The organism is Azorhizobium sp. AG788 (assembly GCF_943371865.1).
Lineage (GTDB): Bacteria > Pseudomonadota > Alphaproteobacteria > Rhizobiales > Xanthobacteraceae > Azorhizobium.
Genome location: NZ_CALRWL010000004.1, coordinates 135,479 through 147,788, shown reverse-complemented (window position 1 = coordinate 147,788; position 12,310 = coordinate 135,479). Strand labels below are relative to the sequence as shown.

The 12,310-nt window shown below is 67.0% G+C and carries 12 protein-coding genes and 1 tRNA gene; 6 read left to right on the top strand and 7 right to left on the bottom strand.

Annotated features, from left to right (window positions below):
- Positions 1-176: 176 nt before the first annotated feature.
- Positions 177-261: transfer RNA gene (locus AAG816_RS04560), tRNA-Leu, on the bottom strand.
- A 275-nt stretch (positions 262-536) separates the two neighbouring features.
- Here AAG816_RS04560 and AAG816_RS04555 point away from each other — a divergent pair.
- Positions 537-1,670, top strand: a complete 1,134-nt coding sequence (locus tag AAG816_RS04555; RefSeq protein WP_341988339.1) for a glycosyltransferase — start codon at positions 537-539, stop codon at positions 1,668-1,670.
- 24 nt (positions 1,671-1,694) lie between these two features.
- Here AAG816_RS04555 and AAG816_RS04550 read toward each other — a convergent pair whose 3' ends face one another.
- Positions 1,695-2,252 (bottom strand): MarR family winged helix-turn-helix transcriptional regulator, encoded by a 558-nt coding sequence (locus AAG816_RS04550; RefSeq protein WP_341988338.1) that lies wholly within the window; start codon positions 2,250-2,252, stop codon positions 1,695-1,697.
- A gap of 326 nt (positions 2,253-2,578) precedes the next feature.
- Here AAG816_RS04550 and AAG816_RS04545 point away from each other — a divergent pair, with 326 nt between their 5' ends.
- The 5 genes from AAG816_RS04545 to AAG816_RS04525 all read left to right on the top strand — a co-directional run bounded on the left by AAG816_RS04545 (position 2,579) and on the right by AAG816_RS04525 (position 7,911).
- On the top strand, positions 2,579-3,112 hold the full coding sequence (locus AAG816_RS04545) for a flavin reductase family protein (RefSeq protein WP_341988337.1): 534 nt from the start codon (positions 2,579-2,581) through the stop codon (positions 3,110-3,112).
- 43 nt (positions 3,113-3,155) lie between these two features.
- Positions 3,156-4,640 carry a 4-hydroxyphenylacetate 3-hydroxylase N-terminal domain-containing protein gene (locus AAG816_RS04540; RefSeq protein WP_341988336.1) on the top strand — a complete coding sequence of 495 codons (1,485 nt, stop codon included), beginning with the start codon at positions 3,156-3,158 and terminating at the stop codon, positions 4,638-4,640.
- Positions 4,641-4,690: 50 nt separating this feature from the next.
- Complete coding sequence (locus tag AAG816_RS04535) at positions 4,691-5,071, top strand: cupin (RefSeq protein ID WP_341988335.1); 381 nt, start codon at positions 4,691-4,693, stop codon at positions 5,069-5,071.
- 409 nt (positions 5,072-5,480) lie between these two features.
- The gene (locus tag AAG816_RS04530) at positions 5,481-6,836 is read left to right on the top strand and encodes an amidase (RefSeq protein WP_341988334.1); all 1,356 of its coding nucleotides are present in this window, start codon (positions 5,481-5,483) and stop codon (positions 6,834-6,836) included.
- Positions 6,837-6,927: 91 nt separating this feature from the next.
- Entirely contained in the window at positions 6,928-7,911 is a 984-nt protein-coding gene (locus AAG816_RS04525) for a malate dehydrogenase (RefSeq protein WP_341988333.1), read from the top strand.
- Positions 7,912-8,034: 123 nt separating this feature from the next.
- Here AAG816_RS04525 and AAG816_RS04520 read toward each other — a convergent pair whose 3' ends face one another.
- From AAG816_RS04520 to AAG816_RS04500, 5 genes are all read right to left on the bottom strand, one after another.
- A complete protein-coding gene (locus tag AAG816_RS04520) occupies positions 8,035-8,733 on the bottom strand; it encodes a hypothetical protein (RefSeq protein ID WP_341988332.1) in 699 nt (232 codons plus the stop codon).
- A 134-nt stretch (positions 8,734-8,867) separates the two neighbouring features.
- Entirely contained in the window at positions 8,868-9,545 is a 678-nt protein-coding gene (locus tag AAG816_RS04515) for a GntR family transcriptional regulator (RefSeq protein WP_341988331.1), read from the bottom strand.
- A gap of 2 nt (positions 9,546-9,547) precedes the next feature.
- Positions 9,548-10,237, bottom strand: coding sequence for a DUF2848 domain-containing protein (locus tag AAG816_RS04510; RefSeq protein WP_341988330.1), 690 nt, complete (start codon positions 10,235-10,237; stop codon positions 9,548-9,550).
- A gap of 99 nt (positions 10,238-10,336) precedes the next feature.
- Positions 10,337-11,509 (bottom strand): ABC transporter substrate-binding protein, encoded by a 1,173-nt coding sequence (locus tag AAG816_RS04505; protein WP_341988329.1) that lies wholly within the window; start codon positions 11,507-11,509, stop codon positions 10,337-10,339.
- Positions 11,510-11,572: 63 nt separating this feature from the next.
- Positions 11,573-12,304 carry an ABC transporter ATP-binding protein gene (locus AAG816_RS04500; protein ID WP_341988375.1) on the bottom strand — a complete coding sequence of 244 codons (732 nt, stop codon included), beginning with the start codon at positions 12,302-12,304 and terminating at the stop codon, positions 11,573-11,575.
- Between the last annotated feature and the right edge of the window lie 6 nt (positions 12,305-12,310).

Here is a 12,310-nt window from a genome sequence, read left to right as displayed (position 1 = left end):
CAGGGGGGATGCAGGCAATGGGAGCCGCAACGCGCGCCGTGCCTGCATCCATGCGCCATTGCGTGAGCGGCACCGTGGCGCCTTGCGACAGGCGATCCGGGCCAGCCCGCGTCGTGATCTGAAGGGATGAGCAGCCGGCTTGAGACGGCTAGATCCAGAAGGCAGATCCAGAAAGGTGGTGCGGGCGGTCGGAATCGAACCGACACTCCTCTCGGAACCGGATTTTGAGTCCGGCGCGTCTACCAGTTCCACCACGCCCGCGCCGTTGAAGCGAAACCGGATCGGGTCAGCGACCTGATCGGCACTCCGGTTCAAATTCCCACAAGAGGCCCGCGTAACCCGATCCCCGTACGAAGCAGGTGGATCGGCGCGCGCTCAAGTGCGGCGGGCCGGATCATATCGTCGGCGCGCGCCGGAGCAAGCCCCCCTGTGCATGACGCGGCCGAAGACGGTGGAAATGCCGGTTGCAGATACCCCGGTGCCCCCACTTCCGCGCGCCGCTTGACGGGCACACCCCGGTCCGCCTAGCTCCAAGGATGCAGCGCGCGCTCATCGCCCACATCATTCCCTGGACCAATATCGCCGGCACCGAGCTGGCGACCATCCGGCTGGCGGAAGCGGCGCGGGCGGAGGGCTATGACAATATCCTCTATGTGCCGGATCTTCCCGGCGCCGCGGCGCTGGAGGCGCTGTGCCACAGCCATGGCCTGGCAACCACGCGCTACCAGCAGCCGGAGGTGCGGCGCTCCAGGCCCCTGCCCTATCTGGCCAATACGGTGCGGCTCGCCGCCGACTTCCGCCGCCGTGGCGTGAAGCTGGTGCACAATGGCGAGGTGATGGGCGCCTATTTCACCGCCCTCGCCGGCCGCCTCGCCGGGGCGCGGGTGGTGAGCCATGTGCGCGCCGACCACCCCCGGCTCACCGATCTGGAACGCCTGCTGCTGAAGCCGGTGGAGCAGTATCTCTACGTCTCCGCCTCCACCGCCGCGCAGCAGGATTTTCCAGTGGCACCCGGGCGCGGCGCGGTCCTGTACGACGCGGTGCCGCCCCCGCCCCCGGTTCTGGACCGGGCCGTCGCCCGCGCCCATTACGGCCTGCCGGAAGCCGCCGTGGTGTTCGGCATGCCGGCCCGCATCAGCGCGCAGAAGGACCATGCCACGCTCATTCGCGCCATGGCGCTGGTGCAGCGGGCGCGCAGCGATGTGCATCTGCTTTTGGTGGGCGATACCGGCGGGGATGAGGGCCATCGGGCGCAGTTCGCCAAACTCTCGGCCTTGGTCGCGGACACCGGCACCGGCGCTTTCGTGCATTTCGCCGGGTTCGAGGGCGACATGCCGCGCTTCTACGCCGCCATCGACGCTCTGGTCCTGTCCACCCATACCGAGGGCTTCCCGCTGGTGCTGCTGGAAGCCATGAGCGCGGCGCTGCCGGTGATCGCCACCCGCATCGGCGGCATTCCCGAGGCGGTGGCGGACGGCGACACCGGCATATTGGTGCCCCATGAGGATGCGCCGGCCTTGGCCCAGGCCATGCTCCGGCTGGCGGACGATGCCGCCTTGCGGGATGCCATGGGCGGTGCGGGGCGCAAGATGGCCCAGGAGCGCTTTGGCCAGGCGCGCTTCGAGCGGGACGTGGCCGCCTTCTATGGCCGCATGCTGCGCCCGCGCTGAGCCGCACGCCCGAAGCGCGGCCGCTCAGGCCGCGTCGGGATCCGCCGGAAGCCGCGCGGCGGCGCCGGTGAGCGTGCCGTCCGGGGCCAGGTAGTCCAGCAGCTTCAGCGTGCGATCGCCGGTGAGCACCAGTTGCGCCACCACGTCGCGGAAGGCGTGGAAGTCGGACGCGGACAGGCAGCCGAACAGGGCGTCATTGGCCGGGCGCTGCACGGCGGTGAGGTCATCCAGCAATTGGTTGGCCTTGGCGGTGATGGTCAGCAGCACCCGGCGACGGTCCTCCGGATTGACTTCCTTGATCACCAGATCCGCCGCCACCAGCTTGTTGACCTCGATGGTCACGAAGGCGCCGGAGAGGTGGAGATGCTCCGCCAGCAGATTGACGCCCACGCCGCCGTCGCGGCCCTGCAAATGCGCCACCGCCACCAGGATGGTATATTGCGCGCCGGACAGGCCAATCAGCGCCCCGAGGCGGCTGCGCACCTCCTGGATCCGCGCCGCGAACGCCAGGGTGTCGTGCACCAACTGGCGAAAATCCCGATCCGACCCATCCACCAACAGTTCCGCCCTCGATACGGTCAATTGTCGCCTCTGTCCGGCCTCGGAGACGACGCGCCCGCGCGTGCCCTCGCTCATGGCCGGCAGCGCTTCGGACTCGCCCCCGTTCCGGCGCCGCGCCCGCTTGGGCCGGACGCCCGCCGGCTCAGTCCCCGGCCCGGTCCCGTCACTGTCCGTCTTGCCCGTTGCTTTGCCCTGTCCGTCCACGAAAACCGCCTTGACGTTCGTTCGATTATTATATTAGCTTTGATACAAAGGTAAATGACACCCACCGAACTGACACCGGCCCCAGGTCCCCAGCCTCGGGCATCGCATCCAGCGGGCGCGGGGCGCCCAAGCCGCAGGTGAGCATGAGCGAGGCCGCCACTCCAGAGTTCGCCGAAGACGGTGTGTTCGATGCCCGCGCCTTCCGCCAGGCGCTGGGCCATTTCGCCACCGGCGTCGCCGTGATCACCGCCCGCGCCGAAGACGACGCCGTGGTGGGCATGACCATGAGCTCGTTCAACTCCGTCTCGCTCGATCCTCCCCTGGTCCTGTTCAGCGTCGCCCGCAGCGCCCACAGCCTGCCCGCCATGCTGGCGGCGCGCGCCTATGGCGTCAACGTGCTGGGCCGGGATCAGGAACATCTGTCCAACCGCTTCTCCAAGGCGCTGCAGGATAAGTGGGCCAATGTGGACCACACCCTGGGCCACGGCGAGACGCCGCTTCTCACCGGCGCCCTCGCCCATTTCCAGTGCGTGCCCTACGCCCATCACGACGGCGGCGACCACGTCATCTTTCTGGCCCGCGTGCTGCGCTTCGCCCATGCGGACTCGGGCGCGCCTTTGATCTTCTACCGCGGACGCTACCACGGCCTCGCCTCCGGCGAGACCACTGGCTCCTGACCTCTTCCTTCTGATACGCGCCCCGCGCCGCGAGGACCGACCCATGATGAAAACCGGCCAACAGCATACCGAAAGCCTGCGTGACGGGCGCCAGATCTTCCTCGACGGCGCCCTGGTGAAAGACCCGGTGACCCATCCCGCCTTCCGCGGCGCCATCGCCTCCGTGGCCAGGATGTTCGACTTCCAGAGCGCGCCGGAAAACCGCGAGCTGATGTCGTTCGAGACCGAGACCGGCACCCGCGCCAACCGCATCTGGGAACTGCCCACCAGCTATGAGGCGCTGAAGACCCGCCGCAAGGGCCTCGAAGCCTGGACCGAACTGCATGCGGGTTTCCTGGGCCGCGCGCCGGATCACGTCGCCTCCTGCATCGCCGGCATGTATATGGGCCGCGAGGTGTTCGACGCCTATGATCCCGCCCGCGGCAAGGCCTTGGCCGATTACTATCGCTATGCCCGCGACAACGATCTCTATCTGACCTACGTCATCATCAATCCCCAGGCCGACCGCTCCAAGAGTGCGGCGGCGCAGCAGGATCCGTTCCTGTCCGCCGGGGTGGTGGATCGCGATGCGGAAGGTATCACCGTGCGCGGCGCCAAGATGCTGGCCACCGGCGGCATCATGGCCAATGAGGTGTTCGTCACCTGCATCCAGCCGCTGCAGCCGGGCGACGAAAATTACGCCGTCTCCTTCGCCATTCCCATGAACACCAAGGGCCTGAAGATCCTGTCGCGCAAATCCTACGAGGCCTCCGCCCCGTCGGTGTTCGACAATCCCCTCGCCAGCCGCTTCGACGAAAATGACGCGGTGCTGTTTTTCGACGACGTGAAGGTGCCGTGGGACCGGGTGTTCATCGTCGACAATATCGAGATGGTGGCCAAGCAGTTCCACGCCACGCCGGCCCATGTCTACCAGAACTACCAGGCGCAGATCCGCCTGTCGGTGAAGCTGAAGTTCCTGCTCGGCATCGCCCGCCGCACCACAGAGATCAACGGCACCACCAACTTCCCGCAGGTGCGCGAGACCTTGGGCCAGCTCTCGGCGGAAGTGGCCATGATCGACGCCTTCGTGGTGGCCATGGAGGCCAAGGGCGCGCAGCGCGGCGCCTATTTCGTGCCCGACCGCCACACCCTCTATGCCGCCCAGACCCTCTCCCAGCAGCTCTATGGCAAGGTGCTCAACACCCTGCGCGAGCTGGCCGGCGGCGGCATGATCATGCTGCCGTCCTCGGTGCGGGATTTCGACAATCCCGAACTGGCGCAGCTCATCGGCAAGACCCAGCAGTCACCCGCCGCCAATGCGGAAGACAAGGTCAAGTTCTACAAGCTGGCCTGGGACGCGGTGGGCTCGGAATTCGCCTCCCGCCATGCCCAGTATGAGATGTTCTATGCCGGCGCCGGCTTCGTGGTGAAGGGCCATGCCTTCCGCAGCTATGACTGGGCGGGCGCCGCCTCCCTGCTGGACCGCATGCTCGCCTCCTACGATCTGGCCGACGAGCGCGGCGCGGCGCCGGCCCAGGCGGCCGAGTAAGCCCCGACCCGACCTCACGCTTTTTTTCCGCCCAACCCAAGGTCTGCCCAATGGCCATCAACAAAGCCCATGACGAGTTCTACACGCTGGACCTGACCAGCGGCTGGGAAGTGCCCCCCGGCTATCCCAAGGGCATCCAGCAGAAGATCATTTCCGGCGGCCTGGACGAGACGGCCAAGCGCGGCTCGCGCACCCGGCTGCTGCGCTTCGACCCCGGCGTGTTCACCACCGCGCCTTTCGTCCATGACTATTGGGAAGAAGTGTTCCTGGTCACCGGCGACCTCACGGTGGGCAATGACGACAAGGGCGAAGGCGGCGAAGCCTTCCCGCCCTTCACCTATGCCTGCCGCCCGCCCGGCGCCTTCCATGGCCCGTTCAAGTCCGAGAACGGCTGCATCCTGATGGAAATCCATTACTTCGATCCGGTCTGATCGCCGTTTCGCACACGGCTTGCGCCCTCCTCCGCTGACGCGGGGCGAGGGCGCGGTGCGTTTCGGCGGCGGATGCGGGGGCACGTTGGGGAGGTTGTGCACGGCCCCGGCCGTTTCACCCCCCTCCCTGCCCTCCCCCGCAAGGGGGGAGGAACCGCACCCGGATGTCATTGGGTGTGCCCGGTCGGATGGCGACGGCATCCCAGAGCAACGCGCAACGCCCGCCACCCCACACGCCGTACCCCCTCCCCCCTTGCGGGGGAGGGTTGGGGTGGGGGGTGAAACGCCCTCCCCTGCGCCCGCCCCGGAGTGGCGCACGGAACCGACACCTCAACCGGATGCCCCGCTGGACATCCGCCCCCGAACCGGCCTCTTATCCGCCCCTCACAGCCCTGCCCGGATACCCCCCATGACCGCGACCGCTCCCACCCTCGCCAGCCTCGCCGCCGATCTTGCCGCCGGGCGCACCACGTCGCGGGCGCTGGTGGAGGCATGCCTGGCGCGCATCGCGGACACCGCCGGCGAAGGCGCCCGCGCCTTCATCCATGTGGCCCGCGACCAGGCGCTCGCCGCCGCCGATGGGCAGGATGCGCTGCGCCGGGCGGGCGCGGCGCCCTCGCCTTTTGCCGGCATCCCGGTGGCCATCAAGGATCTGTTCGACATCACCGGCGAGGTCACCACCGCCGGCTCCAAGGCCCTGGCAGATGCCCCGCCCGCCACCACGGACGCAACCGCCGTTGCGCGCCTGCGGGCGGCGGGCTTCGTGGTCATCGGCCGCTCCAACATGGTGGAGTTCGCCTATTCCGGCCTCGGCCTCAATCCCCATTACGGCACGCCCAAGAGCCCGTGGCAGCGCGCCGCGGGCCATGTGCCCGGCGGCTCCACCTCCGGCGGCGCGGTGGCGGTGGCGGACGGCATGGCCCATGCCGCGCTGGGCACCGATACCGGCGGCTCCTGCCGCATCCCGGCCGCCTTCTGCGGCATCACCGGCTACAAGCCCACCGCTCGCCGGGTGCCGCAGGATGGCGCCATTCCTTTGTCCCAGAGCCTGGATTCCATCGGCCCGCTGGCCCGCTCGGTGGCCTGCTGCGCGGCGCTGGATGCGATCCTGGCCGGCGAGCCGCTGGCGCCGCTGGAACCGGCCAGCCTCATCGGCCTGCGCTTCCTGGTGCCCGCCACCGTGGCGCTGGACGGCCTCGACCCCATCGTCGCCCAGGCGTTTGCCACGGCGGTGGCGCACCTCGCCCAGGCCGGCGCCTCGGTGGTGAACGCGCCGGTGCCGGAATTCGGCGAGATCGCCGGCATCAATGCCAAGGGCGGCTTCACCGCCGCCGAGAGCTATGCCTGGCATCGCCCGCTGCTGGCCAAGAGCGAGGCGCTCTATGATCCCCGCGTCTCGGTGCGCATCAAGCGCGGCCACGAGCAGGAGGCGGCGGACTATCTGGATGCGCTGGCCGCCCGCCGCTCGCTGATCGCCCGCACCAATGCGCGCCTGGCCGCCTATGACGCGCTGCTGCTGCCCACGGTGGCCATCCTGCCCCCGGCCATTGCCCCGCTGGAGCACGATGACGCGGCCTATGCGGCCGCCAACATCCTCTCCCTGCGCAATGCCACCCTCATCAACATGATCGACGGCTGCGCCATTTCCCTGCCCATCCAAGCCCCAGAGAACGCCCCGGTGGGGCTGATGATCGCCGCCACCGGGGGCAATGACGCCCGCCTGTTCGCCATTGCCGCGGGGGTGGAAGCCGAATTGACCGCCTGATCGGAGCAAACAGGCGCTTCCAATTCGGCGCGGACGCGGCCATAGAGTGCCGACGTGAGCCAATTCGGACTTTTCCGGGGAAGGATTCATCATGACGAAGCCCGCCGTCCGCGTAGCTGTCACCGGCGCCGCCGGCCAGATCTGTTATTCGCTGCTGTTCCGCATCGCCAATGGCGACGTCTATGGCAAGGACCAGCCGGTCATCCTCCAGCTGCTGGACCTGCCCCAGGCGCAGAACGCCGTGAAGGGCGTGGTGATGGAGCTGGAAGACTGCGCCTTCCCGCTGCTGGCCGGCGTGGTCATCACCGATGAGCCGAAGGTGGCCTTCAAGGATGTGGACGCCGCCTTCCTGGTGGGCGCGCGCCCCCGCTCCAAGGGAATGGAGCGCGCCGACCTGCTGCTCGCCAATGCCGAGATCTTCAAGGTCCAGGGCGCGGCGCTGAACGAAGTGGCCAAGCGCGACGTGAAGGTGCTGGTGGTGGGCAACCCGGCCAACACCAATGCCTACATCACCGCCAAGTCCGCTCCGGATCTGCCGGCCGGCAACATCACCGCCATGCTGCGGCTCGATCACAATCGCGCGCTGTCGCAGTTCGCCGCCAAGGCGGGCATTTCCAGCGCCGACATCGAGAAGCTGGTGATCTGGGGCAATCACTCCCCCAGCATGTTCGCCGACTATCGCTTCGCCACCGTGAAGGGCGAAGCCCTGCCCAAGCTCATCAATGATGAGTCCTGGTACCGCGAGACCCTGATCCCCACCGTCGGCAAGCGCGGCGCGGCGATCATCGAAGCCCGCGGCCTGTCGTCCGCGGCCTCCGCCGCCAATGCGGCGGTGGACCACATGCATGACTGGATCCACGGCACCGATGGCCGCTGGGTGTCCATGGGCATCGCCTCGGACGGCTCCTACGGCGTTCCCGAAGGCATCGTGTTCGGCGTCCCGGCCATCTGCGCCGGCGGCACCTACACCGTGGTGAAGGGCCTGGAGATCGACGCTTATGCGCAGTCGATGCTGGACATCACCCTGAAGGAACTGCTGGACGAACGCGCCGGCGTCGCCGCCATCGTCGGCTGAACCTGCCGCAGCACGCTGTGACGATCAGAAGCCGGCCCTTCGGGGCCGGCTTTTTTTTGTTTTGGCAGCGTGCGTCGGATCAGCAAAAATTCATCACCTGTTTTCCCGCGTCGCTACGATGGCTCAACTTCGTTGACGCTCATTGAGAACACGGATCACATTCGCCCCCAGCTGCTGCGTATTGAGCTTAATTCCTGCCTCGCTCTCCGTGGAGACGCCGAATTCGGCTGCGATTGGGCGGAGGAAGCCTTTCACGTTTATCTGCTGCAACTCACCTTCGCGCAGAACACGGATCGCTCCATTCTCATATCGAACGATCTCGTCCGCACCGTAAGTTGCCCGAGAGGTGATCCTGAGCGTCCCAGGATCGGCGCCCTCCTCAAGGGGAAGTTCCTGCCGTGAGGGTCTATAGCGAAGTATTCCGTCAACTTCGCGAAAATGCGCACGCGCTTCAATCGCAGATTTATCTAATAGCTCTTCTATCGATATCCCTACTTCAGGATCGACATTCACACGCAGAACAATCACACGATCGACTTCACTGAAAGTTGAAAGCTTAAAATCGACATGGTTTGAGGAAGTGATTGTTTTCACTGAAATGCGTTCACTCTCAGCCGAAACAACATCATAGCCGCGCTGATTTGTGGCGAGAGCCATCTGCCCACGCGTAATCATCGCAGCGTAGAGTTCACCGATACGTCCGGTGAGAGCACGCAACTCCGCCGGAGGCACCCCCCACGAGATTTCGCGTTCGAACCAGCTCAGCGCATCGGCGAGCGCCCGGATGATCTGCGTTTGTGTGAGCGTCGGCTGATCGGACATGGCACCTTCCGCGATTCGCAGCCCGCACACTGACACAGCCATCGCGGAGCGGGACAGGAGATATCAGCCGGCAGACGTTTGCGTTCTGAGGTATCCTAAGCGAGGCGACGGCTCGGCCACATCGCGCACGCCCCTCACAACTGCCGCGCCAGATTCTCCGCGAACGACAGGATGTGCGCCCGCATCGCCGCTTCCGCCGCATCCCCATCGCGCCCCGCAATGGCGTCGACGATGGCGGCGTGTTCTTCCACAACGCGGTGGTGGTGCTCGTGCTCGCGCAGGGACAGGAACCACACCCGCTGCGAGCGGTCGTGCAGGTTGCGCAGGATGTCGCTCAGCACCAGATTGCGCGCGGCGGTGGAGATGGCGCCGTGGAAGCGCCGGTCCAGCGCCATCAGCGCATCCGCATCGCTCGCCTGGGCGGCGATGCGGCCGCGCGCCACCGCGTCATTGAGCGTGTCGATGACGGAAGCGTCCGCCCGCTCGGCGGCGAGGCGGGCGCAAAACCCCTCGTTGAGCAGGCGCACAGCCACCATGTCCCGCACCTCGTCGCGGGTGATGGGGCAGACCATGATGCCCTTGCGCGGGAGCACTTCCACCAGGCCGTCATGCATCAGCCGGTCGAACGCCTGGCGCACCGGCGTGCGCCCGAGGCTCAGGGCCGAGGACACCGCCGCCTCGCTCAGGGCCTCACCGGGCCGGAACAGCCCGGTGATGATCCGCTGCTTGATAATCTCGTAGGCTTCCTCGCGCAGCGAGCGCGGCGCCGCCTCCGCCCCGAACGGGATGATGGCGGCGCCGAGGGCAAACATGCTCACCCCACCACGGGAAGGATGGCCACGTCATAGCCGTGGCGGATGGTGCGCTTGAGGATCGGGTCTTCGATCTCGAACTCGAACCGCGCCGCCGGGCGGATGCCGCCCTTGGCCGCCAGCGTGCCGCAGAACATCACCGAGCCGCCGCTGAGCGCCTCACCCTCGAAGCCGTTAAGGATCTGCTCCGGCGGCAGCATGGCGTTGACCGACCCCTCCTGATAGAGCACCCGCGCGCCCTCGATCACCGCAAATGAGCGCAGGATCAGGCTGTCCCAATGGGGCAGCACGTCGTCCAGCGCCCACAGTTCCGGGGCCACCGGCTTGTCGCACATCTGCTTGGAGACGGTGATATTGTAGGTCTCCACCTTGCGATCGGTGTGGTCCGAGCCGATGCCCAGATAGCGCCGGCCGCCCGCATTCACGATCAGGAATTCCACTTCGCCGCTGGAGTCGGGCCCGGTGTTCTCGATGGTGGCGGCGGTGGTGAGGCGCGCGGCGGACACCCGATAATAGATCGGGGTGGAGGCCGGCCGGGCCACGCCCAGTTCCTCCAGTTCGACGATATGCTTTTCCAGCGCCACCTTGTCCCGCCCGGTCCAGCCGGCGATGACCGCGGTGCGGATCAGCAGCGTCTCCTCGAAGCTGCGCCCGTCCGCGTGGATGGTGAAATGAAGCGCCGTACCGGTCATGGAATATCCTCGGATCTTACGCATTGGGCCCAAATTGAAAATGGGACCGGCATCGGGGAAGCGATGCCGGTCCCCGCGCATGCGGCTGAGGAGGGGGCCTCAGTCCGGCATGCGCGTGTCGAGCAGGCTCCACTTGCCGCTTTTCACTTCCAGCACATAGACCGGCTTCACCGCATCACCGTCCACGAAGGAGATCTTGCCTTCCACGGCATCGTAATCCTTCAGCTTGGCCAGCTGGTCGCGGATGGCGGTGCGCTCGGCCACCAGCTTGCCGGCCTCGCCGGTGACGCCGGCGCGCTTCATGGCCTCGGCATAGAGATAGACGATGTCATAGACCGCCGCGTCCATCTGGTTCGGCTCGGTGCGGGTCTGGCCGGCGGCCTTGGTGCGCTTGGCGAATTCCGCGGCGAACGCCTTGGTGGTGGCGTTCACATCGGGGAAGAAGGTGGTGCCGATGGTGAGGTTCTCACCGGCGCCGTCCATGCGCTTGGGCAGCTCGGGATCGGCGATGGTGGTGCCGCCGATGACGCGGGTGTTCACGCCCTGGCGCTTCAGTTCCTTGGCGAGATTGACCGCGCCTTCCGGGGGCGAGCCGAGGCCGACGATGTCGGGGGCCAGTTCCTTCAGCTTGGACACCTGCGGCGACAGGTCGAACGCCGCCAGCTGGAAGTCCACCGAGCCCTTGAGCGGGATGGCGTATTTCTCGAACATCTTGGGCACCACATTGGTGCCGATGGACTTCGACACCACGTCGTCGGTGGCGTAAGCGGCGGCGCCGGAGGCGGCGGGCAGCTTCTTGTCCTTGATGGCGCCGAGCACCTGGTCGATGACCTTGCCCTCGTCGGTGGTGTTGCGGAAGCCGTAGCTGAAGCCCTTGGTCAGGCCGGGGGCGGAGGAGGCCATGGACATCTGCGGAATGCCGGCACGCTCGCCCACCGGGAAGGTGGTGCGCACCTCGGAGGACGAGAACGGCCCGATCACCGCCAGGGCCGCATCGTCCTCGGCAAAGCGGCGCAGGGCGGTGGTGGCCTGCTTGGGATCACCGGCGGTGTCGAACTTCACCACCTTGATCTTCTTGCCATTGATGCCGCCCTTGGCATTGATCTCTTCCACCGCCAGATCGACGGCGATCTCATTGGTGCCGGCGAGGCTCACATAGGGGCCGCTCTTGGCCATCATATAGCCGAGCACGAGGTCTCCATCGGCCCGCGCCATGGCGCTGGCGGACACGGCCGCGAGCAGGGTTGCACCGAACACAAGCGACCTGTTCATGGAAAGCTCCTTCTGGGGTTGAGCGGACTGGGGTTAAGCGGACTGGACTTAAGCGGACTTGGGTCAAGCGGAAAGGACGGGCGCGGGCGCGCCATCGCCGAGATAGGCTTGTTGCAGGCGCGGATCGGCGGCGAGCGCCTTGGGGTCGCCCGCCATCACCACCTTGCCCAATTCCAGCACGGTGGCGCGGTGCGCCACCGCCAGTGCCTTGCCGGTGTTCTGCTCCACCAGCAGCACCGAGAGGCCGCCGCGGTTCAGTTCGCGGATCAGATCAAACAATTTGGAGACGAACAAAGGCGAGAGGCCGAGCGAGGGCTCGTCCAGCATCATCAGCCGGGGTTTCGCCAGCATGGCGCGGCCGATGGCCAGCATCTGCTGCTCGCCGCCCGAGAGGCAGGAGGCCAGCATGTGGCGGCGCTCGGCCAGATTGGAGAAGCGCTGGTAGATGGCGTCGATCTCGGCCCGCACGGCGCGGGTGTCGGTGCGCATATGGGCGCCGAGGAGAAGGTTCTCTTCCACCGACAGCGAGATGAGGATGCGCCGGCCCTCCGGCACCAGCACGATGCCGCGGGCGATGCGGGCATGGGCGGGCATGCGGGTGATGTCCACGCCGTCAAAGGCGATGCCGCCGGCCCGCGCCGGCTCGGCACCGAGGATGGCGCGCAGCAAGGTGCTCTTGCCGGCGCCATTGGCGCCCAGGACGGTGACGATCTCGCCGTCGTTGATCGTGAGGTCCACCCCGCTCAGCGCGGCGACCCGACCATAATTGACCTGCAGAGCGGAGACTTCGAGCAGCGCCAT